Source organism: Peribacillus sp. YIM B13482 (genome assembly GCF_042787975.1).
Taxonomy (GTDB): domain Bacteria; phylum Bacillota; class Bacilli; order Bacillales; family DSM-1321; genus Peribacillus; species Peribacillus simplex_A.
Map to the genome: position 1 here is coordinate 213,118 of NZ_JBHZPF010000001.1, position 26,134 is coordinate 239,251.

The 26,134-nt window shown below is 41.7% G+C and carries 27 protein-coding genes, 2 pseudogenes and 1 riboswitch; of the genes and pseudogenes, 1 reads left to right on the plus strand and 28 read right to left on the minus strand.

What is annotated here, in order from left to right; translation table 11 throughout:
- Nucleotides 1-35: 35 nt before the first annotated feature.
- From ACFX4L_RS01055 to secA, 8 genes and pseudogenes are all read right to left on the minus strand, one after another.
- Nucleotides 36-1,460: a S41 family peptidase gene (locus ACFX4L_RS01055; protein ID WP_377380867.1), complete on the minus strand. Its 1,425-nt coding sequence runs from the start codon at nucleotides 1,458-1,460 to the stop codon at nucleotides 36-38.
- Nucleotides 1,461-1,599: 139 nt separating this feature from the next.
- The gene (locus ACFX4L_RS01060; RefSeq protein WP_377403612.1) at nucleotides 1,600-2,991 is read right to left on the minus strand and encodes a murein hydrolase activator EnvC family protein; all 1,392 of its coding nucleotides are present in this window, start codon (nucleotides 2,989-2,991) and stop codon (nucleotides 1,600-1,602) included.
- A gap of 97 nt (nucleotides 2,992-3,088) precedes the next feature.
- Entirely contained in the window at nucleotides 3,089-3,982 is an 894-nt protein-coding gene (ftsX, locus tag ACFX4L_RS01065; protein WP_284469258.1) for a permease-like cell division protein FtsX, read from the minus strand.
- Complete coding sequence (gene ftsE, locus ACFX4L_RS01070; RefSeq protein ID WP_089361962.1) at nucleotides 3,972-4,658, minus strand: cell division ATP-binding protein FtsE; 687 nt, start codon at nucleotides 4,656-4,658, stop codon at nucleotides 3,972-3,974. The genes ftsX and ftsE overlap by 11 nt, the downstream gene beginning before the upstream one ends.
- Nucleotides 4,659-4,950: 292 nt before the next feature.
- The gene (gene cccB / locus ACFX4L_RS01075; RefSeq protein ID WP_089361963.1) at nucleotides 4,951-5,289 is read right to left on the minus strand and encodes a cytochrome c551; all 339 of its coding nucleotides are present in this window, start codon (nucleotides 5,287-5,289) and stop codon (nucleotides 4,951-4,953) included.
- A gap of 49 nt (nucleotides 5,290-5,338) precedes the next feature.
- Nucleotides 5,339-5,499 (minus strand): annotated as a pseudogene (locus tag ACFX4L_RS01080) (YitT family protein); the annotation flags it as partial.
- 259 nt (nucleotides 5,500-5,758) lie between these two features.
- Nucleotides 5,759-6,857 (minus strand): peptide chain release factor 2 gene (prfB, locus tag ACFX4L_RS01085; protein ID WP_284469257.1). Its coding sequence is split into 2 segments (ribosomal slippage): nucleotides 5,759-6,793 and nucleotides 6,795-6,857, totalling 1,098 coding nucleotides; the frame shifts between segments, so codons are not numbered across the junction.
- Between the two features lie 171 nt (nucleotides 6,858-7,028).
- Complete coding sequence (gene secA / locus ACFX4L_RS01090; RefSeq protein ID WP_377380877.1) at nucleotides 7,029-9,542, minus strand: preprotein translocase subunit SecA; 2,514 nt, start codon at nucleotides 9,540-9,542, stop codon at nucleotides 7,029-7,031.
- Nucleotides 9,543-9,960: 418 nt separating this feature from the next.
- Here secA and ACFX4L_RS01095 point away from each other — a divergent pair, with 418 nt between their 5' ends.
- Entirely contained in the window at nucleotides 9,961-10,284 is a 324-nt protein-coding gene (locus ACFX4L_RS01095; protein ID WP_061465590.1) for a helix-turn-helix domain-containing protein, read from the plus strand.
- Between the two features lie 143 nt (nucleotides 10,285-10,427).
- Here the strand turns inward: ACFX4L_RS01095 and ACFX4L_RS01100 are convergent, their stop codons facing one another.
- The 20 genes and pseudogenes from ACFX4L_RS01100 to ACFX4L_RS01195 form a co-directional block, all read right to left on the minus strand.
- Entirely contained in the window at nucleotides 10,428-10,568 is a 141-nt protein-coding gene (locus ACFX4L_RS01100; RefSeq protein ID WP_377380881.1) for an anti-repressor SinI family protein, read from the minus strand.
- A 31-nt stretch (nucleotides 10,569-10,599) separates the two neighbouring features.
- A riboswitch (cyclic di-GMP riboswitch) is annotated at nucleotides 10,600-10,682 on the minus strand.
- Between the two features lie 687 nt (nucleotides 10,683-11,369).
- Complete coding sequence (gene hpf, locus ACFX4L_RS01105) at nucleotides 11,370-11,927, minus strand: ribosome hibernation-promoting factor, HPF/YfiA family (protein ID WP_347940824.1); 558 nt, start codon at nucleotides 11,925-11,927, stop codon at nucleotides 11,370-11,372.
- A gap of 253 nt (nucleotides 11,928-12,180) precedes the next feature.
- Complete coding sequence (gene fliT, locus ACFX4L_RS01110) at nucleotides 12,181-12,525, minus strand: flagellar protein FliT (RefSeq protein WP_061465592.1); 345 nt, start codon at nucleotides 12,523-12,525, stop codon at nucleotides 12,181-12,183.
- A complete protein-coding gene (gene fliS / locus ACFX4L_RS01115) occupies nucleotides 12,525-12,926 on the minus strand; it encodes a flagellar export chaperone FliS (RefSeq protein WP_377403615.1) in 402 nt (133 codons plus the stop codon). Before fliS ends, fliT begins: the two co-directional genes overlap by 1 nt.
- A gap of 24 nt (nucleotides 12,927-12,950) precedes the next feature.
- Nucleotides 12,951-14,462, minus strand: coding sequence for a flagellar hook-associated protein 2 (locus tag ACFX4L_RS01120; RefSeq protein WP_377403618.1), 1,512 nt, complete (start codon nucleotides 14,460-14,462; stop codon nucleotides 12,951-12,953).
- A 14-nt stretch (nucleotides 14,463-14,476) separates the two neighbouring features.
- On the minus strand, nucleotides 14,477-14,839 hold the full coding sequence (gene flaG / locus ACFX4L_RS01125; protein ID WP_377403621.1) for a flagellar protein FlaG: 363 nt from the start codon (nucleotides 14,837-14,839) through the stop codon (nucleotides 14,477-14,479).
- A 339-nt stretch (nucleotides 14,840-15,178) separates the two neighbouring features.
- Nucleotides 15,179-15,346: a hypothetical protein gene (locus ACFX4L_RS01130; protein WP_377403624.1), complete on the minus strand. Its 168-nt coding sequence runs from the start codon at nucleotides 15,344-15,346 to the stop codon at nucleotides 15,179-15,181.
- A gap of 140 nt (nucleotides 15,347-15,486) precedes the next feature.
- Nucleotides 15,487-16,734 (minus strand): flagellin N-terminal helical domain-containing protein, encoded by a 1,248-nt coding sequence (locus ACFX4L_RS01135; RefSeq protein ID WP_377403627.1) that lies wholly within the window; start codon nucleotides 16,732-16,734, stop codon nucleotides 15,487-15,489.
- A 132-nt stretch (nucleotides 16,735-16,866) separates the two neighbouring features.
- Complete coding sequence (csrA, locus tag ACFX4L_RS01140; RefSeq protein ID WP_377403685.1) at nucleotides 16,867-17,100, minus strand: carbon storage regulator CsrA; 234 nt, start codon at nucleotides 17,098-17,100, stop codon at nucleotides 16,867-16,869.
- Nucleotides 17,100-17,543: a flagellar assembly protein FliW gene (gene fliW / locus ACFX4L_RS01145; protein WP_284471978.1), complete on the minus strand. Its 444-nt coding sequence runs from the start codon at nucleotides 17,541-17,543 to the stop codon at nucleotides 17,100-17,102. The genes csrA and fliW overlap by 1 nt, the downstream gene beginning before the upstream one ends.
- Before the next feature lie 7 nt (nucleotides 17,544-17,550).
- Nucleotides 17,551-18,128, minus strand: a pseudogene (locus ACFX4L_RS01150) (DUF6470 family protein).
- A 42-nt stretch (nucleotides 18,129-18,170) separates the two neighbouring features.
- The gene (gene flgL / locus ACFX4L_RS01155; protein ID WP_377403630.1) at nucleotides 18,171-19,037 is read right to left on the minus strand and encodes a flagellar hook-associated protein FlgL; all 867 of its coding nucleotides are present in this window, start codon (nucleotides 19,035-19,037) and stop codon (nucleotides 18,171-18,173) included.
- A 15-nt stretch (nucleotides 19,038-19,052) separates the two neighbouring features.
- The gene (flgK, locus tag ACFX4L_RS01160) at nucleotides 19,053-20,612 is read right to left on the minus strand and encodes a flagellar hook-associated protein FlgK (RefSeq protein ID WP_377380896.1); all 1,560 of its coding nucleotides are present in this window, start codon (nucleotides 20,610-20,612) and stop codon (nucleotides 19,053-19,055) included.
- A gap of 30 nt (nucleotides 20,613-20,642) precedes the next feature.
- The gene (locus ACFX4L_RS01165) at nucleotides 20,643-21,131 is read right to left on the minus strand and encodes a flagellar protein FlgN (protein WP_377380899.1); all 489 of its coding nucleotides are present in this window, start codon (nucleotides 21,129-21,131) and stop codon (nucleotides 20,643-20,645) included.
- Nucleotides 21,132-21,199: 68 nt separating this feature from the next.
- Nucleotides 21,200-21,463, minus strand: a complete 264-nt coding sequence (flgM, locus tag ACFX4L_RS01170) for a flagellar biosynthesis anti-sigma factor FlgM (protein WP_061465602.1) — start codon at nucleotides 21,461-21,463, stop codon at nucleotides 21,200-21,202.
- A 224-nt stretch (nucleotides 21,464-21,687) separates the two neighbouring features.
- On the minus strand, nucleotides 21,688-22,107 hold the full coding sequence (locus tag ACFX4L_RS01175; protein ID WP_377403633.1) for a TIGR03826 family flagellar region protein: 420 nt from the start codon (nucleotides 22,105-22,107) through the stop codon (nucleotides 21,688-21,690).
- A gap of 98 nt (nucleotides 22,108-22,205) precedes the next feature.
- The gene (locus ACFX4L_RS01180; RefSeq protein WP_284469247.1) at nucleotides 22,206-22,898 is read right to left on the minus strand and encodes a ComFC family protein; all 693 of its coding nucleotides are present in this window, start codon (nucleotides 22,896-22,898) and stop codon (nucleotides 22,206-22,208) included.
- Nucleotides 22,876-24,222, minus strand: coding sequence for an ATP-dependent helicase ComFA (locus ACFX4L_RS01185; RefSeq protein WP_377403636.1), 1,347 nt, complete (start codon nucleotides 24,220-24,222; stop codon nucleotides 22,876-22,878). The genes ACFX4L_RS01180 and ACFX4L_RS01185 overlap by 23 nt, the downstream gene beginning before the upstream one ends.
- Nucleotides 24,223-24,409: 187 nt before the next feature.
- A complete protein-coding gene (locus tag ACFX4L_RS01190) occupies nucleotides 24,410-25,252 on the minus strand; it encodes a DegV family protein (protein WP_284469245.1) in 843 nt (280 codons plus the stop codon).
- A 194-nt stretch (nucleotides 25,253-25,446) separates the two neighbouring features.
- Entirely contained in the window at nucleotides 25,447-26,130 is a 684-nt protein-coding gene (locus ACFX4L_RS01195; protein WP_061465606.1) for a response regulator, read from the minus strand.
- Nucleotides 26,131-26,134 lie beyond the last annotated feature (4 nt).

The following is a 26,134-nucleotide window of genomic DNA, read 5'->3' on the forward strand; positions in this document are numbered from 1 at the left end:
AAAAGCACCGCTCCTTAAGCTGCGGTGCCTTCGCATTATTTCACTAAATAATTCAAAGCCGTGCGTAATTGAATATCATTATCTTCATCCTGGATCTTTTCCAGGATGGCGGATTCAAGATGTGCCGCGGTTTTAGCGTCCAGCTTGCCAGTCACTTTCAGTCCAAATTGTTTTTGGAATGCTTTTACAGCGACTTCCGTACCCCAATCAAAATAACCATCCTCACGACCCGGTTCAAATCCAATTCCTTTCAGAATGCTTTGTGCATACTGGATTTGTTCATCATTCATATCCCGCTGCAGGACCTTCTCAACGGCCAGCTGATGGGCATTAAAGTAATCTGGCTGTTTTACTTTGATTGTCGGTTCGATCCCCTTTTTATGGATCCAGTTGCCTGAAGGCGTCAGCCACTTATATAATGTAAGTTTAATCTTACTGCCATCACCCATCGGTACAGCTTGCTGTACTGTGCCTTTCCCGAAGGTCTTCTCGCCGACCAATGGATAGCCTCCCGCCTCCTGCATGGCGCCAGCCAGGATTTCCGAGGCTGATGCGCTGCCTTTATCCGTCAAAACGGCAATGGGATAATCTTTCGCTTTCTTAAGGCTTGTAAAAAACGATTGGGTTTCTCCCGTTCTTTCTGCAATTTGCAAATAGGGCTTTTCTTTTGTGATGAACTCGCCAAGAATCGTTTCCACACTAGAAAGAAGGCCACCTGGATTGCCTCGTACATCTATGACCAAGCCTTCGATTCCCTTCTTTTCCAGCTCCTTCATCTGTTTTTTGAAATCAGTGGCAGTATTCTCCGAAAATGTAGTCAACTCGATGTAACCTATTTGTTCTCCGGCGACTTCCTTAATTGATGAAAATACGGTATCCAATGGAATTTCAGCACGCACCATATTGAATTCAAGTGGATTGGCAACCCCTGCCCGCTTTATTTCCATTTTTACGGGTGACCCTTTTTCGCCACGGATTTTCAGGCGTGTTTCATATAGATCTAAACTTTCTACACTTACACCATTCACCTTAAGGATTTGATCCTTCGGCTTTAATCCAGCTTTTTCGGCAGGCGAGTCTTTGTAAGGAGATACAATTATGACCTTACCATCTTCCATTCCAATTTCAGTCCCTATCCCTTCAAAAGAGGAGTCCAAGGTTTCATTAAATTGCTTAGCGGTCTCCTTGTCCATATATACGGAATAAGGATCTTTCAACGCTGACAGCATGCCTTGGATGGCACCTTCCACCAGATTAGAACCGTCCACCTGTTCTACATACTGGCTTACGATCAAACCGTAAGCTTGTTCCACTTTTGCCCATTCCTTATCCTTCGGTATTGTTTGACTTTCTTCCTTTGCTTCATTCTTATCCGGGAAGCTTGTCCAATATATGCCCCCCACTGCTCCAATGGCTAGTGACATGATGATTGCTAGAGGAAGTACCCATTTTTTGACCATATTTATCCCCATTTCTGACCCTGATATGTATTTCACTATATGTGGGGATTGGAATGAATATGCTTGAAGAAAATGATACACCACAAAAAAACAGATTAGGAATTTATCCTAATCTGTTTTTCCGATGATATATTGGGTATTAAATATTTATATAGTTTAATGGATTAACAGCATTTGACTTGCTATAATTCCATGGCCCTTTATGTAGCTCAAAGTGTAAATGCTGACCGGTTGAATGTCCTGTGCTACCCATGATGCCAATTTGTTGGCCTTTGGCAACAACAGAACCTTCACTTACTTGTCTAGATCTTAAATGTGCATACACAGTAGTCCATTGCTGACCGCCGATTGAATGGGTAACAAAGATGACGTTACCGTATGTACTTGATAAGTAAGAACGGCTTACGACTCCGTCGGCTGCCGCTACAACTGGAACAGTTCCGCTAGCAGCAATATCGATGCCGGCATGCTGTTTATTCCAACGTTCACCCATTCTTGATGATACATATCCTGCACTTGGTCTAGTGAAAGTACCCGATGATACAGCTGGCACTTGACTTACATTAGACGAAGAGAGTGAAGGTGAAGATGATGGTGATGAACTGTTGCTTTTTGCACTGGATTCTGAAGAAGTAGATTGTTTTTTAGATTCGGATGCTCGAGATGCTGCTTGTGCTGCCGCTTGTGCCGCTTCTTGCTCTGCACGTTTTTGCGCTTCGGCTGCCGCTTTTTTACGAGCTGCTTCCAATTCGGCAAGACGTTGATGCTCTAAGTTGATGGCTGACTTGATAGCTTTTTCTTGAGCAGCAAGATTCTCTTTTTCTTCCTCTAAGCCCATCTTCACATCTTCATGTTCTTTAGTTTGTTGCCTTAATTTCTTAACCAATGCATCCTTTTCTTGCTTCTGCTGCTTTTGTTGCATTTGAATTTCCAATAGTTCAGCTTTTGCCACTTGTAAACTGGCAAGCTTCGTTTCAACGGCATTTTGCTTTTCTTCCAGATCCTTTTTATCCAGCTCATGCTGTTTTAAAATATCCCTGTCGGCTTCAGCAATTGTCGCTACAGCTCCGACACGGTCAACTAAATCCCCAAAACTGGATGATCCGAATAATACTTCAAGATAGTTCACGTCCCCACCAGTCTCCTGGAAAGAAAGTGCCCTTTCCTTCAATACTTCATTACGTTTTGCGATCCGCTCTTTTAATACTTTAATCTCTTCTTTCAATGCCTCTATTTCTTTTTTCGTTTCTGTAATTTCAGCATTTTTAGCATCGATTTTTTTTGAGGACTCCGCAATTTTCGCTTCAATGGCCTCGATTTGTTCTTCTGCTGTCATTTGCTTATCCTGCAGGTTATCGATTTTCTTCTCCGTGTCGGAAATATTCGATTCAACGCCCGTACGTTTTTCCTGAATGGATTCTTTCTGTTTTTGCAGATCCGAAATCGACTCAGCATAAACCGAAGGTGCCGCTAAAATGCTTCCCAACCCAATCATGATGGAGGCATTCATGGCAATGATATTTTTTTTCACGTTTCATTTCCCCTTTCAATCCCGTTACATCCAGTGCCTTGTAACGTCTCTCTATCTGTATCTGGCTTCTTTAATATTCGAGTGTAAAGATGCTTTTTTATACTTTCAAGAACTTCCTAACGGACATCAAGCTGCCCCATATCCCGATAACGGCGCCAATTACAATGAGGATGGCCGAAACTTGATAAATAAATGGGTTTGCAGGTAGAAAATCTATGAATTTGAACGTAATCTGCGGTGCAGCATATTTATAAATATTGTAGTAGAGTGCAGCAATCAGACCGATTGGAATGATGGAACCGAGGATTCCCAACCATAGTCCTTCCAAGAAGAATGGCCAACGGATGAATGTATTCGTTGCTCCCACTAATCTCATGATCTCAATTTCTTTTCTTCTAGCTACAATGGTAATTTTAATCGTATTCGAAATCAGGAACATTGCAGTAAATAGTAATCCTACAATAAGAACGATCCCTATGTTTCTCGCGATATTCACGAATTTGAATAGTTTCTCGACGTAGCCTTGTCCATATTTAACACTTTGGATATAATCAAGACCTTCGATTTTCTTTGCCACCTTGATGACATCTTGCGGAGATTTCGTTTTGATGATATAAACGTCCCTTAATGGGTTGTCCTGTTCAAATGGTTTAAAAGCATCACCATTATCGCCTAAATCATCTATTAAATTCGTAAGCTCTTCATCTTTTGGAGAGAAGATGACTGATTCAATGCCCTTCATCTTCGTAATCTCCCTACCAATTTCTTTTATATCGTCATCATTCGCCGCATTATCAATATGTGCACGAACTTCGACATCTTTCTCCACATTTCCCGCGATATGATTTAAATTCATCATGAGCACTAAAAAGACGCCAACCAATGTTAGTGTGACCGTTACTGCACTGACTGAAGCAAACGTCATCCATCCATTACGGCCAATATTTTTAAAACTTTCACGGAAGTGACGGAGCAATGTTCTAAATTTCATATCCGTAATCACCTCGATGTTCATCGCGAACTATTTTTCCACTTTCAATGGCAATGACACGTCGTTTGATATTGTTGACGATGTCCCTATTATGAGTGGCCATGACAAGTGTAGTTCCGCGTTTATTAATTTCTTCAAATATGTTCATGATTTCCCACGATGTTTCAGGATCAAGATTCCCTGTAGGCTCGTCGGCTATGACTACCTTAGGATCATTGACGATCGAACGGGCTATCGCAACCCTTTGCTGTTCCCCACCAGATAACTCGGAAGGCAGCATCCTTGCTTTATGTTTAATGCCAACCAGATCAAGAACTTCCATGACTCTCTTTTTGATTTCTTCTGGTTCCTTTTCGATAACTTCCATGGCAAATGCTACATTTTCATAAGCAGTGAATGTTTGAAGGAGTTTAAAATCTTGGAATACCATACCGATATTACGGCGGAATAGAGGAACTTTCGAATTGCGGATACTTGGCAGGCTAATGCCATTGACCAAGATATTACCGCTTGTCGGCTTTTCTTCCCTATACATCATTTTGATGAAGGTCGATTTTCCGGCACCACTGGGACCTACTACATAAACGAACTCGCCTGGCTTTATTTTCACATTGATACCATTAATGGCAATTACGCCATTTGGATATGTCTTTTTCACATCTATCATTTCTATCATTCTAAAACCACCTAATTTGCTTGTATTATCACTATGTATCTACAGCTTTTTCGACAATTTTCACTGAAATCTGACAGGAATCTCTCTTACTTGAGCACAGAAACATTATAACATCAAATTTTGTCAAATTAAGCATAAAAAATATTACAGTTTCATTTCAGTTAGACATATATCAACATCTATGTAATATTCCTAGGATTTGATTGCTTGATAAGGGATTAAATGTGGTTATTCGAGGATTTTAAAGGAGATTAAATGAAACGTCCTGCTAAGCAGAACGTTTCATTGATCATTACTTATGTTCGGCAAGCCATTCCGCGACCATACTCGCTTCCTTGCCTTGGATTATAGCTTTTGGCATTGCACCTTGGCCATTCGCAATGACCTTTTCGATGTCCGCTTTTGATAGCCTCGAGCCGACCTTCGTTAAATTCGGTCCCACACCGCCTTCGAGATTCACTGCATGACAGCTTGAACATTTGTTTTCGTAAATTTTCGCGGCATCACCAGCACCTGCCGTTGTCGTTTCGCTATTTTTAGCAGGCTCTTTATCTGCAGCATCATCATTTCCACCGCATGCTGCCAAGGCCAAAGAAGTACCCAGAACTAAGGCTAACCATTTCATTTTCATTGAATTTACCCCCTCTGATTTATACCAGTACAAGAACATTATACCAATTTTATTCCAGTTTAAAACCCTCCCCAAGTACCTCCGATGCGTCGATTACAATTACAAACGCTTTAGGGTCAACTTGTTTCACCATTTGTTTCAATTTGGTGAATTCCGACTGGTCTATTACGCACATCAATATATAGGACGAGTATTATCCATATAGCCGCCATATCCCTATACACCCCGGTCATGGCAATTATGGCCGAACCAACAATCACCCATCAATACTCCATTAACTTTTGTATTAGAGGATGCTTCGCCCGGTTTCTTTTCCTCTATATATAGTATTGGCCGAACGAAGCAGAACATCCCTTTTCATATCCTGTTAATGTCAGCCAGAGGACGTGTTTAATAGGTCATTCAAGGATCTTTCATGCATAAGAAACCATAAAAAAGCCGGACCGCGAAATGGTCCGACTTGCATATCTTATAATTTTGAACGTAAGTACGCATCAATGAACATATCAATATCCCCATCCATGACAGCTCCCAAGTTTCCGGTCTCCGCACTAGTACGGTGATCCTTAACCATGGAATACGGGTGGAAAACATAAGAACGAATTTGGCTTCCCCAGCCAATTTCCTTTTGCTCACCGCGGATTTCATCCAAATCCGCTTGTTGCTGTTCGATTTCACGTTGATACAATTTGGCTTTCAGCATATTCATGGCTTGGGCCTTGTTTTTGATTTGCGATCTCTCGTTTTGACACGTTACCACAGTATTGGTAGGTAAATGGGTGATCCGGACTGCCGAGTCAGTTGTATTGATATGCTGACCACCTGCACCACTTGCCCGGTACGTGTCGACTTTCAAATCTTCCGTGCGTATTTCTATATTGATCGTCTCATCGAATTCCGGCATGACTTCACACGAAACGAATGAAGTATGGCGCCGTCCCGATGAATCGAAAGGAGAAATACGGACTAGACGGTGCACGCCCTTTTCCGCTTTCAAATAGCCATAGGCGTTATGGCCTTTGAAAAGTAAAGTGACACTCTTGATTCCAGCTTCATCACCTGGAAGGTAATCAAGGGTTTCCACTTTAAAGCCTCTTTTTTCACCCCATCTTGTATACATACGAAGTAGCATTGAACCCCAATCCTGGGACTCCGTTCCGCCTGCACCTGGATGAAGTTCAAGAATGGCATTTTTCGAATCATATTCTTCACTTAGTAAAAGTTGAAGTTCAAAGTCATTCATCTTTTGTGAAAGAATCGTGATTTCTTCTTCCAGCTCAGCCAAAAGTTCTTCATCATTCTCTTCTTTCACTAGTTCATATGTCAAATCCAGATTTTCATATGATTCATTAAGGTCGGACAATTGATTCACTTGTTCTTTCAAAGCATTCGTTTCATTGATGACAGTCTGTGCTTTTTGCTGATCATTCCAAAAATCAGGATGTGTCATCTCATTTTCAAGCTGTGCGATTCGTGCCTCTTTTTCATCTAAGTCAAAGAGACCCCCTAAAGTCCGTTAATCGTTGCGCTGTCCGTTCGAGTTCATTTCTAATTTCTGCCAATTCCATTTCTCTTCACCTCATTAAGTATGTTAAAAAAAAATCCCTGTAGAGGGATTCGCTTCATTACAAATTAACCTCTTCAAACTATATGCAAATATATTGCTTTATGCAAACTAAACATGAAAAGAGGCGGCAAGCGTTAAACTTTACCGTCTCATAATCATTATACACCTAACTTTAGCCTAAATTACCATGGCAATTCTTATATTTTTTACCGCTGCCGCATGGACATAACGCATTCCGGCCAACGTCTTCCTTTTTACGGGCAGGGGCCTTTTTCACTTTTCCCCCGTCTTCTTCCTTCGGGTTGACCGCTTGTCCTTTTATGACTTCCTTCCGCTCTAAATTGTTGCGGATTTCAGCCTTCATGATATATTTAGCGACTTCATCTTCCATAGAAGCAATCATGGCTTCAAACATTGCGAAACCTTCAGATTGATATTCACGTAACGGATCGATCTGGCCATAAGCACGAAGGTGGATCCCTTGGCGCAATTGCTCCATTGCATCAATATGGTCCATCCACTTACTATCGACTGCACGAAGAACGATTACTTTTTCGAATTCACGCATTTGTTCTTCGGATAGCTCTTCTTCTTTTTGGTCATAGCCTTCTTTCACTTTTGCTAAAATGAATTCAACCAATTCCAATTCATCTTTTCCATCTAAATCATTTACAGTGATTGAGCCTTCATTGAATAGGTTACCATTCAGGTAATCAACTAGACCTTGTAAATTCCAGCCTTCCTCATCGCCCATTGGTGCAAATGCGGCAACATTGCGCTGGATGGATGCAGTAATCATCTTTTCGACGATTTCACGTAGGTTCTCACTTTCCATTACATCGAAACGCTGCTTATAAATAATTTCCCGTTGTTGACGGAGAACATCATCATATTGCAGTAACTGCTTACGTGAATCGAAGTTATTGCCTTCGACCCGTTTCTGTGCGGATTCAACGGCCCTGGTCACCATTTTACTTTGAATTGGCTGGGAATCATCCATACCAAGACGTGCCATCATGCTTTTCATGTTATCCGAACCGAAGCGGCGCATCAATTCATCTTCCATTGATAAATAGAATTGAGTGACCCCTGGGTCTCCTTGACGGCCGGAACGACCACGCAACTGGTTATCTATACGCCTGCTCTCATGGCGCTCCGTACCGATGACAGCAAGTCCACCAAGCTCCTTGACACCTTCACCAAGCTTGATATCCGTACCACGTCCTGCCATGTTGGTAGCGATCGTGACTGAGCCTTGATTACCTGCATTCGCAATGATTTCCGCTTCACGTTCATGGTTCTTTGCATTCAAAACATCGTGAGGGATCCCTTTTTTAGATAAATAGGCAGAAATGACTTCAGATGTTTCGATGGCAACCGTACCGACAAGCACAGGCTGACCCTTTGTATAACGTTCGGCGATGTCTTCCACAACAGCCTTGAATTTTCCATCAGTTGACGCGTATATAAGATCTGCCCGGTCATCCCTAACGATATTCCTGTTTGTCGGGATCGCGATGACATTCATATTATAGATATTGCGGAATTCCTCTTCTTCCGTTTTGGCTGTACCAGTCATACCGGAAAGTTTTTCGTACATCCTGAAATAGTTCTGGAACGTAATCGTCGCAAGAGTCATGCTTTCATTTTGAATCTCAAGGCCTTCTTTCGCTTCAATCGCCTGGTGGAGACCTTCACTGTAACGGCGGCCCTTCATCAAACGGCCAGTGAATTGGTCAACGATGACAATCTCACCTTCCTGGACCACATAATCCACATCCAAATGCATGGAAACATGCGCCTTCAACGCCTGATTAATATGATGATTCAAAGTAACGTGACTAATATCGAACAAATTATCGATGTTAAACGCTTTTTCAGCTCGGTTCATCCCATCTTCGGTCAGCTGAACACCTTTTGTCTTTTCATCATACGTGTAATCCGTATCTTTTTGTAAAGTTCTCACAAACGCATTGGCTTGAATATAAAGCTGGGCCGATTTTTGTGCGGAACCGGAAATGATCAAAGGCGTTCTCGCCTCATCGATCAAAATCGAATCGACTTCATCAATGACAGCAAAGTGCAATGGCCGCTGTACCATTTGTTCTTTATATAGCACCATATTGTCACGTAGGTAATCAAAACCTAGCTCATTATTCGTGCTATACGTAATGTCAGCATTGTACGCCTCTTGTTTTTCTTCTTTAGAATGACTGTTCAAATTCAATCCGACGGTCAAGCCAAGGAAATCATACAATATACCCATCTCAGTAGCATCACGGTGTGCCAGATATTCGTTGACAGTAACGACATGTACACCTTTACCAGTAAGCGCGTTTAAATAAACCGGCATGGTGGAGGTTAATGTTTTACCTTCCCCTGTTTTCATCTCGGAGATATTTCCATCATGAAGCGATGCCCCACCCATGATTTGAACACGGTAAGGATATAAGCCCAGAGCACGCTTTGCCCCTTCACGCGCAACCGCAAAAGCCTCAACTAGCAGATCATCCACTGTTTCCCCGTTTTGATAACGCTCTTTAAACTCTCCCGTTTTGGCACGCAGCTGTTCATCCGATAACGCAGCCGTCTTATCAGCCAGCGCTTCGACCTGATCAGCGATTTTTTCCAAACGCTTTATTTCCCGCTTATTCGGATCAAAAACTTTATTTAATATATTAAGCATTCAAAACGCTCCTCTATTATGGTAATGATCGTTCAATAACAAAATTCATATAAGTAAGAAGAAACACACCTTCTATTATTACAATCCACGCTTAATTTTACCACTTCTACCCTAGAGGTACAACTTCATGTCACTTACCTGGTATAGACCTGAATTCAATTATTGCGAAAAACAATGGATAAATGAAGAGTAAAACTGTTAAAATAAAAGGAAGTATAAAAAATATATTGCAAACTCCCCACTATTCCAAATGCAACTGAGAACTATCCATAACCTTCCATCACTAATCTGTGTCCTTCTCTAGCGATAGCATGTCAAGGTAATCCAACCTTACAGGCTCCATGCTTTGAATGATTTAATGTGGGCTACTCAAACTTATAAGCAGAAGATAAATAGAACATGTTTCGAGGTGGTATTGATGATTGGTAAACGTGTAAAAAAACTGCGAGAAGAAAAGAAAATGTCCATGACTGAACTCGCCGATAAAGCGGGGGTGGCAAAGTCTTACTTAAGTTCGCTCGAGCGAAACTTACAAACGAATCCTTCTATTCAATTTCTTGAAAAAATCTCCGCCGTGCTTAACATTCCTGTTGATGCCCTTCTTTACGATGCACCAAATAAGGAAAACTTGGACACTGACTGGATGAAAATCGTTGAGGAGGCTATGAATTCGGGTGTATCAAAACAACAATTCAGGGAATTCATCGAGTTTAATAAATGGAGAAAAGATAAAGAAGAATAGTAGTTTAATAATCTACCTACATAATCCGGAAGAATACAGCTTGAATGAACTAGACTTGCTAGAATCTCATGGAAGAACAACCCTATAAACAGCTAATGAATTGAACCACTGTTTATAGGGATGTTCTCGCTCCTTTTCAGTACTCAACTTCCATCGTTCTCCTCTAATGTAACCTCAAGGCTTTCCCGTTCAAAAAAAGCACTAATTTCCTCTTTTTTGAAACCCAAGCTCCTTGCTTCTGAAATCAACTTTACCCATTCTTGATCTATTTCCAAATTAGCCACCTCTTCTACCTCCTAAAATACTCTTTGTATTTCAGGCAGACCAGCCATCGTAGTCGCTAAACCTTAGACCTGTGCCTTTGCGCCCTAATTTCAATAAGTTTGCCTTTGTCGTGTTACTATTACCAAATCATTACTTTTAATCATATTATAACGGATACACACTCCATATATTGCTATTTTATGTCGGTAATCTATCTAAAAGCAAACCTTTTATCCGACAAAATATTACAATATTAGGAATATTTAATATTAATTCAATCATTATCAAAGTCCTATTCATATTCGCTTTTTTTAAAATGGGGGATACTGCCTTCATTAACCATTCGATGGGGCGTATTAATTCTCTCTTTAGGTGCAACCAATTTTTTGCACAGTTAAGTCCTCACCGCAGATCGGGCAAAGCCACTTTCCATATTCGGCACTGCTAAAGGAAGCCCTATGGTATTTATGGCAATTGTTTCGATATAAAAAACGCCCCCTCTGCACCTTGAGCAAATGTTTTTTATAAGAAACTACTCGTTCTCTTTAAAGAATTAACAACTTGAGTATAGTACAAAAGTTGTAGGTGTTTGAATAGGTAAAAATAAACGTCTATCTCGTTAAAGAACAAGAATTGTTCGTTAATTACAGTCATTTTTTATACCTTTTGATTATATCCATCTAACTTTAGTAAAATAGTAATGAAATAATCAACAGCAAACATATGGACTCATCGGCTATTAATGTAATGGGAAACTACCAAAATGTATAAAAAAAGCACAACCCAGAGGCTGGGTTGTGCTTTTGATTTTAGAATTATAGTTAACTAGGTTCAATTAATCCATAGCGTCCATCTTTTCGGCGGTACACTACGTTTGTTGTATTAGTATCCGCATTCGTGTAAACGAAGAAACTGTGACCAAGCATATTCATTTGTAAAATGGCTTCTTCACTGTCCATCGGCTTCAAATCAAAGCGCTTATTGCGGACCACTTCAATATCATTATCGTCTTCGAATTCATCCACCACTTCGTCAACATCCGTATTGAAAGCGAATGTATCGGGTGTCGTCGATAGATTGTTCCGGAACTTACGATTGACCTTCGTTTTATGTTTACGAATTTGGCGTTCAAGCTTATCATTGATCAAGTCAATGGCAGCATACATATCCGCATTTTCCTCTTCAGCGCGAAGAACCAAATTCTGCATGGGAATCGTCACTTCGACCTTAGATGTATTATTGTTCACTTTTAAATTCACTAACACATTTGCATCTGGTGTATTGTTAAAATATCGTTCTAACTTGCCAATTTTCTTTTCGACGTATTCTCGAATTGCTGGAGTTACCTCAATGTTTTCACCGCGTACGTTGTAATTCATAAAGTGAGTCCTCCTTAAATTAAGACTATACAGTTAGATTCTACAATACCCCTCCGGTTCCCTTTAGAAACACATCATGAAATATGTCGAAATTATGAAGCAATTGTCGGAAGGTTTTGGAAAGGGTTGATGTCTGCCCTAGCTTCATTATAACAAATGCCTAGCAATAAAGAAAAAATTAAGCCCGCATTATTTACAGAAAATTTAAAAATATTTAACATAAAAACCGTTTGGAATCCAAACGGCTGGGTAATCAATTTCTTTTATCGTAGAACATGCCATCGATTGATAGACTTTCATAGGGGTTCGTGTATTTATTAGATGATTTTTTCTTCTTATTTATTTCCTGGATGTCCCGCTTTATCTCCAGCTTTTGGAGATAAAGCATGCGATCGACCTGTTCGTTAAGTAACATTGTTGCACGGCCAAGTTGTTGCTCTTCACCAGTAAAAGGCGGTTTGATTTGAGAAAGAAGTTCATCCCGCTGGTCAATCAGCTGTGTGAACCTTTCTATTTTATCTTCACGTTCTGCAATCGTCCGATCTTCCAAAACGGCAAGTAATTCAACAGTCAAATCATGAAAGGTTTGAATGATCATTACACTTGACCGCTTTGTGTAAACTGTTTTTTCCGGTTCATCTGAATAAATTCCTTCCAGGTATTACGGAAGTCAGTAACGAGTCCCTCGACCTCTTCCAAGGCTGCAACATCATTTTTCATATTCGCCTCTATCAGACGTCGGTTCATGAAATCATACAGACTCATCATTTCCTTGGACACTTCGACATCCATATTCAGCGTCACCATCAATTCATGGACAATGTTTTGCGCCTTTATGATGTTGGTATTTTTCGCTTCGATATTTCCTTCTTCAATTGCTTTTTTCCCAAGCATGATGAACTTTATGCAGCCATTATAGAGCATTAATGTAAGCTCTCCCGGGGATGCTGTATTGACTGAACTTTGTTGATATGATTGATATGGATTATTTATCGCCATATTTATCTTTCTTTCCGACTTGCCTTAACTAAAATAAGAGGCTAACGATGAACTTTGGCTGTTTGCCTTTTGAATCGCTTTTTCCATGGCCGTGAACTGATTGTAATAGCGCGATTCCAATTTCGTTAACTTTGCTTCAAATGTTGATATCCTCTTATCCAACCCATCAACCAATTTTCCAATTGTAAAATTGTTATTAACATATCCGGCCTTTCCGGCCTTTTCAGTAATCACTTTCATGGATGATTCTATATCACCCCGTAACCGACGCGCGAGGCCTTTATCGCTTTTCTCCGTTCCATTGGTCATGAACATATCATAAATCGCATTGGGATCTTCACTAATGGCTGCCCGGAGCTTGTCCTCATCAATCGTTAATTTACCGCCCTCCAAATAATTCTTGGTCGTAGTGATACCCAAACTGCTGAGATTGTTTTTTCCTGTGATTCCATCCACCGAGGTGTATAGGGACGTTCTCATCGTAGTTAGGAGACTTTTTAGTGTTGAGTCACTTTTTAACGTTCCGCTCTTCGCTTTCTCATCCCACATCTTCACTTCATCTTCTGTCATTGCCTTCTTTTGCTCAGTAGTAAGCGGGGTAAAGGAGCGATATTTCGCTTCACCTGTTTTATCCTGAACCTTTTTAATGATTTCATTGTATTTATTCACAAACTGAGTGATTGTATCCAAGATGGAATCCACATCAGCCGTTGATGAGAATGTGATGGTATCCGTCGTTTTCTGCTTAACCGTTATTTCCACTCCATTGATTTGAAACGTATTCGAAGGCCGGGAAATGTCCAGTCCATTATAAGTAATCGATGCATTTTCCCCTTTTGCGCCGACAGCCCCTTCATTATTACTGCTCATTTTTAACACAGCAAAAAAATCTCCGCTACCCCCTAATTCAATTTCAGGGCGATCATTTACATCACCGGTATTTTTAGCAGTGATGGAAAACTTCTGGGAGGTTTCGTCAAAAAATAGAGTCACTCCCGAGTTAGCATTAATTTTATTAATAACACTCTCTAGCGTATCGTTTTCATTAAGAGTAAGCGTATACGGTTTGTCCATTGTTACTCCATCTTTTACTTCCGTATCAAAACCGCCATCTTTATTGATAGCCAGTATCGTAATATCTTGAGGAGTCGTGATACCCAATTCCGATAGTTTCTTTTTGGAATCAGTAACTGCTGATTTATCTGTACTGGTCATGGTTGCTGCTTTGGCAAGCCCATTCACCTTGATATTTCCAGTAAAATCACTGGTCGAGCTCACATTTCTCACCGATACTGCATCTGGATTTGATACCGATATTTTCTTTTTAATAAAGGAAGACTGCTTCCCAACCCCATCACCAATGAGTCTATCCAATTCTGATAAAGATGTATTTATCGAGCGGTAATCATCCCGCTGCCACTCGGAATACTGCTTTTTCTGTGTTAATTTATCCAAAGGCACCCGTTCCGCCTGCATCATACTCTTAACTAATTCATCAATGTCCATTCCACTCGCAAAACCACTGATTCTTACCACAATCAATCACCCGCCTATATTTTTTCATCCACCATAATCCCGACAAACTCTGTCATTGCCGCATAGAAATCCAGTAACTTCTTAGGAGGGATCTCCCTGATCGTCTCATCCGTAACGTCATCCACAACCTTGACATAATACTCATTCAGCTCCTCATGATACTCAAAATGGATGGCCGTTTGTGTTGGATCCAGGAAGGTGTTCAAACTTTCCACTACTTCATTCACCTTTTCTTTAGCAGGCTCATTATTAGATTCCACACATTGTTCTGAATAGGCAAGCGTATTCATTTCACGTTGATAATATGAACTAATTCCGTCTGAGATTGCTGTTCTAAGCTGTGAGGAAAGAATATTCGTGGACAAACTCTCCAGCATCTAAATAGCCCCCAATTTGATCTGTTTACTTTTTATATCGGTAATTAAGGTTTTATTTTTAGTCACTCATAGATTTTGGTTGCACCTGCAAATACTCATTAATGATCCTTTGCTATAAAAGAGATTCTACTAAAAAAACTCCAGAAAAATATTTGGGGTCTAGTTGATTTCCACTCCAGGCACTCGCTTTCCGCGGGCGGTCCGGGAGACTCCTGCGGGGTCTCCCTTGGACACGTATCTCCCGCAGGAGTCTCGTACCTTCCGTTCCAATCAACTTTGTTCTAATATTTAGATAGAAAGCCCTTTACCTACAATCTTGTTTAGGACTTCCCTTTTTATTCAAATAATCAGCGAACATACTAAAAATTGATATATCCCATCCAGCTTGTAATTGATAGCTGTGTTCACAGTCATTTCACCATACACATTACTGACATCTTCAGCTGTGTATTTTGCAGTGCCATCATACTCTATTAGGATTTTAGCCATAAGGTTCCTTGGTGACATGAACGAATGGTCCCTTCCTTTTTAAGTGGCAGTAATCTCTTTTTTTCTACATCACAGTGTTCCTTACACCCTTCAATCAGTACAAATAAAAGAGCCTGACACAAAGTGTCAGACCCTTTATTGTTAAGCTAACTATTCAATTAACGAAGTAACTGAAGAACGCCTTGCGGTTGCTGGTTAGCTTGAGCCAACATTGCTTGTGATGCTTGCGCCAAGATAGAGTTTTTAGTTTGCTCCATCATTGTTTTTGCCATATCTGTATCACGTATACGTGATTCAGCAGCAGTCAGGTTTTCAGAAGAAGTACCTAAATTGTTGATAGTGTGCTCTAAACGGTTTTGGTTTGCACCTAGTTTAGAACGCTCTGCTGATACTGAATTAATTGCGTCATTAATTTTTGTAATTGCTGCAGCAGCACTAGCATGGGTTCCTACATTTAATGCTTGTTCAGTTGTTTCGTTATTAGTTCCGTCTGTTACTGCTAATCCTGCATTATCTGCTCCTTTAGTAGATATACCTAAAGCTTCTGCACTCATATTTCCAATATCAAGAGTCAAACTTTGTTTTTCATTAGCCCCAATTTGGAATTTAAGGCTCTTATCCGGGTCAGCAGGAACTGCGTCGACCTTTTCTGCACCCTTAGTAACTTCTGTTACAGTTCCAACGCCGTTACCAGTCAAGGCAACAGAAGATTCTTTGTCAGCTTTTTGAGTTAAAGTAATTTTTCCTGTTCCAGCATCAACAGCTACAGAATAGTTATCTTTAAGTGCGGCATTACCTTCGATGGCAGCTTTTAATGTATCTGCATCACTGAATTTACCTGTAGCTGGATCCTCATCCCCGGCAGCTACAACTGTGAATGTTTGACCACCAATTTCAATTGTATCGTCTACAGTGGTGGAAATTGATCCAAAATCAAATGAATATTCTCCTGCAACTGCTGGTTTCCCTGCCACTGCTGCTCCATCTTTGTCGCCGTTTAATAGTTTTTGATTATTGAACTCAGTTGTGTTAGCGATACGGTTAATTTCAGATGTTAGGGAATTGATTTCTTTTTGGATTTCATTACGGTCTGTACCAGTATTGGTGTCTGTTGCTGCTTGTGTAGCAAGCTCACGCATACGTTGCAGAATATCAGTCGTTTCGTTTAATGCACCTTCTGCAGTTTGAATCAAAGAGATAGCATCTTGTGAGTTACGGGAAGCTTGGTCCAAACCGCGGATTTGTCCACGCATTTTTTCAGAGATTGCAAGACCGGCAGCATCATCGCCTGCACGGTTGATACGCATACCTGATGCAAGTTTCTCCATTGATTTAGATTGTGCATTCGTTGCACTTGATAATTGACGGTGCGTGTTTAAAGCTGAGATATTGTGATTGATAATCATTTTATGTTTCCTCCTTGAGTTTTAAGTTCCCACGTCCATGTGGTTGTTTACGAAAGCAATGAATAAGTCTATTTCACTGCTCATCGTTGTATATTTAATATCGGTCTGCTTGGAAACATATTTAGCGGGTTTTCAAGATTTTTTCTTGAAATACTCATTTATATTTTCCAGAAGATTGGTTTTTATTTCAGAAGCTTCGCTATTTTCCTGCTGGATGGACAGGTAGATTTCCTTCCTATGGATATCGACGTTTTTAGGAGCATTGATACCCAGTTTAATTTGTTCTCCCTCAACAGCCAAAATCGTAATTTCGATATCATCGCCAATCATGATCGCTTCGTTTAGCTTTCTGGGCAATACGAGCATCATTCCTCCCCCTGTTCTGCTGGAGGTTCAATCAATCTGTGCTTTGTACGGTATTCACTGCCGTTCATGATAAATTGCTTTCCCGTTTTTTTAGAGGCATTTATGATGATGGGAGCCTGAAGATTCGCCGTCGTTTCATTGAAAGGGTCTTGAATCGTCAATATGACGAAAGTAATGACTTCCAGTTCCGTTTCTATTTGTAAAGAAGATAATACCTCATCCGGAAGCTCCACTTCGTAATCACGAAACACTTCAAAAGGATTTGTCACAATGAAGGCAACCTCTTTTGTTTTTACAGATTGCAGGACGAAAAAGGGCGTGTCATCCAGAGTTAGCAAACAAAACTGTTTTTCTTCTAGAAATCCTGGTATCCCGCTATCAAATCGATAAATCTCTTCTTCCACTAATTCGATTTCGCCATGAAATTTTGTTTGTAGAATCATTATTGTTTCACTCACCTATCTCATCCGGAAATAAATTGATGAAATCTATATCCAGCGCATTTTTTTGTAGAATTTCCACATCTGCACTCCCTGGTGTGTATGTATGGTTCGGTCTATTGATTCGAGCATCAATGATCGGTTTTTGAGCGGTTGCTTCAATCTCCACCTGGGCCGGCTGATAGTCAAGCTTTACGCTGAAATGAGAGGGAATCCACCCAAGATTGAATTGCTTCTCCGGCCCTTTGCTGTTTTGCCTGGCCTGTTCTGCGAGTGCATTACCGCCTTTTTCAATATGCCTTAGCTCCGTCCCCTGCTGAGCACGTCTTGTCATACCAGCCAATCTTGATATCCCTGCCGGGCAAATTCCTCCACTCGCTTGGAAAGGCTTTTTAAATCCATATCTTCCCTGGCTTGTGACTGGTCGATCGTCAGCTTGCCTGGGGCCGTTCGGATTTCCAGGATTGCCTGCGGCTGTTCGATAGATTGGTCCGCTGCCTTCTGTTCGATTTGCTGTACAGGCTGTTCTATATTCAATCCAATCTTCATTGAGGTGGATTGCAATCTAATTTGTGGAATCTGCATCATCAACACTCCTTAAGAGAAAAAAGCTATCCTTTTAAGAATAGCTTAGCGAAGAAAATCTAATAAACTCGGTTGCATGATTTTTGCACCGATACTTAATGCAGCACTATGGATACTTTCCTGGGTCGTCAAATCCATGATTGCTTTTTCGATATCGACATCCTCATTTTTCGAAAGGATTTCAGTAGCAAAGACCTCCTGCTGTTTGAGGCGGTCCGTCATCAGCTCAATCCGATTCTGCCTTGCGCCAACCTGTGCTTGCATGCCTAAGAAAGTATTTATGGTTGCGTCAAGTCCTGCCAGCGTGCCACTCACGTCACCACCGTTTTCAAGTGCGTCGATTGTTTGGTCAATGCTTCCCCCAGCGGCAAGCGCATCACCAAAAATCTTCGAACCGTCCGTATTGATTTTCAGGGAAATCCCGGAAAACACTTCAAGGTTTATGTCTCCTGTGCCATACACCGTATTCCCATTCCCATCTTTAACGGAAGACGGTCTCACATTTGTATCCTGGCCGTTGAAAATATATTTCCCGCCTATCTGTGTGTCGCCAAGAGTTATGAGATGTTCTTTTAATTGCTTTATTTCCTCAGCAACATTTTTCAGTTGTTCGCCTTCATACGTACCATTGCTGGCCTGAACCGTCAACTCACGTATCCGCTGCATGGCGGAAACAGCTTCAGAAATGGCATCATCCGTGCTGTCGATCCAATTTGTCGCCTCGGCAATGTTGCTCTGATACTGCCCGTTTGTCCGGTACCCCATTCCCATCATGGCAGCGACAGGGTTATCGGATGGTTTGGAGAATTTCTTTTGAGAGGAAACCTGCTCTTGAAGCTTGGCCATCTTCTCGTAACTGCTGCTTAAATTGCTTAACATATTATTGGTTAGCATCGATTGCGTTACCCGCATGTTCGTTCACTCCTATTATCGGCCTACAGTGCCCATTCCGTTTATGATTTTATCGAGCATTTCGTCCATCATCGTCATCATTCTTGCAGAAGCATTGTATGCTTGCTGGAATCTGATCATATCGGTCATCTCTTCATCCAAGGATACAGAACTGACAGAGTCTCTATTTTGGTTAACGGATGTAGCAAGCACGACAGAATTGGAAAGGTTTTTTTGGGCGCTTTGAGAATCCACACCCAGTTTTCCGATGATTCCGGAATAATATGTGTCGAAACTTCCCGTCAATTCCTTTGAATTTTGGTCTTTAGTCGAGTACTCACTAAACGCTTTCTTCTTCAGGTCAGCCAGGAGTTTGGCATTTTCATTATCCCCGGATGCCCCTCCGCTTTTAGCGCCTGCGGCAATTTTCGAGGGATCCTTTACGATTTCACTATTCACCTTGATGCTTTGGGCAGCGCTCTTACCTGGTTCTATTTCAAAGAAGTCCAATGTTGAAGCATCGCTATCACCTAGTGCATATCCTTGTTTGTGGATGGCATTAAACTCGTTCACAAAAGCCGTCGTCATATTATCCAGCTTTTTTAGCATATCAGGATACGCTCCCCCGATCGTACCATCATCCTTTTTATAACCAAAATTGTTGATCAAACCGGATAGTTCTCCCGAGAATTTGTAATCCGTCATTGTTTTTGAACCGAACTTCACTCCGTCTACCATACCTGTCGTTTTATCATAGCTAACTTCAACTTTCGAAGTTCCCACCATCCCAGTTTGGTTAACACTTACTAGATTGATAGGCGGCACATAAGACGAACCGTCTTCTTGCATCAATTCGATGTTGTATAGCCCTGCAGCTACATCGCTGGATCTTCCGTAATCCGTCGGAATGACGTTATTCACTTTTATGCTGACAAGCTGCGAAAGTTGGTCTACAAGTACATCACGTTTATCATAAAGGTCATTTGGAATATATCCATGCGGCTCCACTTTACTGATTTGTTGATTGAGTTGATCAATGCTGCTAATGAGCGTATTGATTTCGTTCGCTTTGACGTTTATCTGATTACCGATATCCGTTTGAACGCTCGTTAGCGATTTGTAGTAGTAGTTAAGGGTATCCGCGACCATGACGCCCGTTGAGGCAACGACTTCACGGGCCCCGGAGTTTTCCGTATTGGCCGTCAGCCCTTGCAGCGAATTCCAGAACTTCTCCATCGTGGCAGCTAATCCGCTGTCGGTTGGTTCATTCATGATCCCTTCCATTTTAGACAATGATTCGCTCATGGCCCCATAAAAACCGATTTTATTACTTTGTGTCCTGAATTGTGCGTCCAGGAAACTATCCCGGATCCGCTGAACCGTTTCTGCCGCCACCCCTGTCCCGATTTGGCCAGCTACGCGCGGGCTGTTCAATCCGACAGTTGGAAAGCCAGACGTCTGTACCAGGTTGACCCGCTGCCTTGAATATCCTAATGTATTGGCATTGGCCACATTATTCCCTGTCGTGTACAAGGCTCCTTGAGAGGTGGATAATCCGCGCTTTGCCGTCTCAAGACCCATAAAGGTTGAAATCATTTGGTCAAACCTCCATCTTTTTTCTGTTTCTTAAGCTTTTGAATCAAACATTGCCATGACGCTTTTTACCGGCTTTTTAACCGAATCCCCATAATTCAAGTTCTGATTCTGCGGCCTCAGCATATCCAAAGAGACATTGATGAATTGAAGGGATTGATAGATTAATTGCTGATTTAAACCGTTCCGCTCTTTCAGCTTAGTCACTTCATCAATCAATTCCGCTTTTAGCCGTTCAATGATTTCCGTTTCAACTGGTCCTGTCAGTTCCGTTACGGCGTGGATGGAGGCCTTCTTTCCCACGGTTCCATTTACTGCAAGGAATTCCTTGACTGCCCCCTCTCTCTCCATATCGGTTTGACTGATTGCTTTAATATGCTTTTGTTCCTGAATCAGCAGGGCAGTAATTGCCTCGGTATCACTTGCTTTCAAAATGGCCGTTTTTCTTATCGCTAATTGATTGAAGCTTTTATGAAGCTTGATCAATTTTCCAAGCGATTCGATGATGTTCCGTGCAGACATTTTGCTGCCTCCTCTGCTCATAAATGAAGGACGGAAACTGGTCCCGTCCACTTCATTCAAACTTTAGTTCATTTCCGGTAAAAATCGATGAGGCCTTTAGCCGTTGCCTGGGCATTCAATTTATAATTTCCGTTTTCAACTTGGATTTTCAGTTCGTCCACCTTTGCTTGTCTAGCAGCAGGAATCGGAGATGATTGCTGCATTTCTTTTGCCGCTGAAGAAATTTCAACTTTATCCGAGGCATTGACCTTAGACTCTTTGATATTCCCCGTTTTATTGGCTTGAAGATTATACGGGTTAACACCTGTCATACCGATGTTATTGATTTTCATATTCCAGATCCTCTCCTTCGGTCGATTTTTTTAATCCCATAACAATATGATTCTTCAGCAGACCATGAGAATGCTCTGGACTGAGTTATTCACCCTATTGTTATTATCGACAAAGAATCGATTTCTTTTATTGTTTCCTGTAATCTTTCCTTCGACAACCATTGTCGAATATTGTTCTCAATATCGGATATTTTAACAAATCATGCATGCTTTCGCCATGATATCTACCCTTTTTGATCATCCTTCATGTAGTACGTATTTTTTTTATCATTTCCTTGAATTTCAGTTGGGCGCCTTTCCTCACTTTCAAATGCCTGCAAATCCGTAACGAGGGAATCGCTGCACTTGCCGCATAACCTTCCGATCTTGATGTGAATGCCGCACTTTTCACAAGGAATTCCTAGATTGGGAAACTGCGAAATCCTTAGCTTTCCTGTTTTCACAAATTTAATAATTAAAGTTTCTTCAACGCCAGTTTCCTTAACCACTTGCATCATGGACGCCGTTCTATTTATTTTCTTGCGAATATAGGCATACACTTTATCATATTGGGCTTCTTCTTCTTTATAACAGGCATCGCATAGATCACGGTATTTCGTCATAACGAATAACGAATTACAGTTTGGACAGTTGAATATTCCCATTGAGTTTCCCTCCCTCACCATCACAACGATTATTCTTATTACTGTATATATCGAATAATACCAGCGATACTTTAGGACGTTTATTAAAATTAGCTGTTTCACCTTGCCAGGGTGATGGATGATACCTCTCTGGCCCCAGCCGTTTTTAATGCCTTGGCTGCATGCCTGAGCGTTGTGCCTGTAGTGTAAATGTCATCGATGATCAAAATTGATTTATGCTCCAGCAAATCCGTTTGTATGACCTGAAAAACCTGGGGTAATGACATTCTCTCTTGACGTGACTTTTTTGACTGTTTTTCCGTATGGATCCTTGTTAAGATCTCGGCAGTGTGAAGTCCAAGAAGTACTGCCAAAGCTTGTCCCTGGTTGAATCCCCGCTCCCTAAGCCGTTCATCACTAAGCGGGATGGCCGTTACCAGGTCAAACTCCATGTCCTTTAACCTGTCTTTCAAAAAAGGGACGAATACCTCAGCTAATGCATAATCCCCTCGGTATTTATATTTAGCAATAATATCTTTTAAGTCTTCATTATAATGAAATAGCGATATGTTCTTCGACAAATAGCCGGACCATTCCCTATTCCTTTCCCATCTTGAACAATCCAGACAGATGTCACCAGTACTGTAATTCCTACCCAGCTCCCTTGAGCACATTGTACATGTTTCCCCGGTTATCCTATTAAGTTTCCCCTCACACTTTTCGCAAATTACCTTTGCCTCAGCCCTCACCAATAGGCTCCTCCATGTCAATGCTTCCTTCATTCCTTCATCACAAACTAGGCATCTCTTCATCCAGCAGCCCCCTTTTCATGGCATCTTTATTCATCATTTGTATATGGTGAACCGTCTCAACCATCGCTTTACTTTTACCGTAATGAAAAAAACTGATCGTCCCGGCAGGGTTAGCAAAGCTCCTCCCTACCCGGCCGGCAATCTGGACGAGGGCACTATCTGAAAACACTTTATGTTCAGCACCAATCACGGCTACTTCCAACCGTTCAATTGTCACGCCGCGTTCCAGGATGGTCGTGGTCAATAATCCAGGAACCATTCCATTCCTTAATGCCATTACTCTTTCTTTTCGGTCAGGGTGCCGTGAGTGGACAATCGATAATTTAGGGGACAGCATTTGAAACAGCGGAAGTGCCTGCTCCATCACTTGAATGCTTGGGAAAAACAATAGGAAGGGGATATTCTGCTCAAGTCGTTCACATACCCATCCTTTGATTGCGGGAGGAATCTTTTTTTGATGAAATTGTTTTTGCCAGTTGCCGCTCCATTTCATTTCAGGGACAGGGATTGGCTGACGATGATAGCGGGCTGGGATTATAACGGCTTTCAATTTGCCGCTTCGATATAGTCGCTGCATTCGTTTCGAAGGTGTGGCGGTCAAGTAGATGGTTGCGGCAGAAAACTTTTTTGATTTATTAACTGCATAATGCAGCGAATCATCAATTGAGTAGGGAAACGCATCGACTTCATCAACAATGATGACATCGAAGGCTTCAATAAAACGGAATAGCTGATGGGTCGTAGAAACAGTTAGTGGCGAAAACGCATGTCGATCTGTACTGCCGGCGTAGAGCGCCGTGACTTCAATGGCAGGAAAGGCTTTTTTTAACCTTGGTGAGAGTTCGAGAACGACATCGGTCCGCGGTGTTGCCAAACAAATTCGTTTCCCAGCAAGCAAGGCTGCCTCAATCGCTGCAAATAGGACCTCCGTCTTACCGGCACCACATACAGCCCATACAAGGAATTCACCTTTTCCGTTTACCGCCTCGACGACACAGTCAGAAGCATATTGTTGACCTGCAGATAAAGCGCCTTCCCAACTCAGCACATTGTCAGGTATCTCAAACTGAAAACCCGGACCGGTCCACCTATATAACTTTGTACATTCACTGACTCTTCCCATCATGATGCATGAGCGGCAGTAAGTACAATCCTGATTGCAAATCTTGCATGGGAACGTATAAAACAAAGCTTGATCCTTGTTACCGCAGCGCACACAGTTAAACAGGCCATTACTGGACTGCACTCCGTAAGTTTCCGAGACATACCCATTCTTGAGATGCCCTGCGATGAGTTCCTGCGAGAAGGGGATTTCGAAGGCCAAAAGGTGCCTTCCCGTGAGATGGTGCTGAAGTTCCGGAGAAAAAAAGGGGGGAATGACCATATTTTCCAAACTGTAACCTTCTTTCTTAATAAACTATACTCCTCCATATCATTCGCTTTTTACTCTCAGATCCCTTTTTGCTCATAAAAAAACGCCTTCCTCTTTTTCGAAGGAAAGACGTCCCAGCTTATATTTTATACCAGCCCATCCCCATCGAGCCTTCGCCCAGATGCGTTCCGATTACTGGACCGAAGTAGCTGATATCGAACTCGACATTAGGGAATCGTGCTTCGAGTTCGGTTTTCCAGTCTTTAGCTTCACTTTCTCGCTTTGCATGAATAATGACAGCTTTATACTTCTCTCCACTCGCAGCGTCTTCTCCAAGTAAATCGGCAATTCGTTTCATCGCTTTTTTTCTAGTACGGATTTTTTCAAATGGGACGATGATTTTATCAACAAAATGGAGGACCGGCTTTACTTGAAGCAGACTGCCAATCAATGCTTTGGCACTGCTTAAGCGTCCACCGCGCTGTAGGTGGGATAGGTCATCTGCCATGAAGTATGCCCTGACCGATGGTTTCATTTCTTCGAGCCTGGCCATGATCTCTCCTGCAGCACTACCATCAAGTGCCATCTTAGCCGCCTCGATCACGTAAAACCCCTGGACCATGCAGCTGACTTCCGAATCAAAGGCATGTACCCTAACCCCCTCGACCATTTCACCTGCCGATACCGCTCCTTGATACGTACCACTGATACCACTCGACAAATGAATCGAAATAACATCATCATATTCTCTTTGCAGCTCCTCGAACTTTTCGACAAACTGCCCGATTGGGGGCTGAGAAGTGGTCGGCAATTTCTCCTGCCTCTTTACTTCCTCATAAAATTCATCCGCAGCAATGTCCACTTCTTCCCGGTAAGCTTCATTGGAAAAAATGACATTAAGCGGCATCATATGTATATGTAAACGTTCACGAATTTCCTTAGGTATATATGCAGTGCTGTCTGTTACGACTGCGGTTTTCATAAATAATACCATCCTTATAAAAATTTACTCTGTATCTCATTCACCATTCTATCTGAAATTGCCTTTATTTGCATTAAATAGCTTTCTTCATTACCGGAAATATGTAAAATTAGTCAAATCGAGCCATCAAAAAAAGCCCGGACCTTCAGCACGCATTGCGGAAACTGAAGAGCCGGACTTATCGAATACTTTAATTACTTCACTTCTACCCAGCCATTTTTAATGGCAAGGACAACCGCTTGTGTACGGTCATTCACATTCATCTTTTGAAGAATGTTACTCACATGGTTCTTGACTGTCTTTTCACTGATATATAGGGTTTCACCGATGGCACGGTTGCTTTTTCCGTCAGCTAGAAGTTGAAGTACTTCACATTCGCGTCGAGTCAATAGGTGCAGCGGCCTCCTGATTTCTATTGCATGTACGGAATCACGATCAGCACCCTCTTCGGCTGCCAAGCGGCGATATTCTTTAACTAAATTATGGGTAACCTTCGGATGAAGGTATGAGCCGCCTTCAGCGACTACACGAACAGCATCAATCAACGCATCTGCGTCCATTTCCTTCAACAGGTAACCTTGTGCTCCCGTTTTCAATGCGTGCTGTACGTAGTTTTCATCATCATGAATGGAAAGGATGATTACTTTTGTTTCAGGGTAACGGTTCACGAGCATTTTTGTTGCTTCGACCCCATTCATATTCGGCATGTTGATATCCATGATAACAACATCCGGTTTATGTGTTTCAACGAGATCCATAGCTTCGCTTCCGTCATCGCCCTCGGCAACAACATCAAAGGATGATTCAAAATCTAATATACGCTTTACGCCTTCGCGGAAAAGCTGATGGTCATCGATAATGATGATACTAGTCTTCAACGGC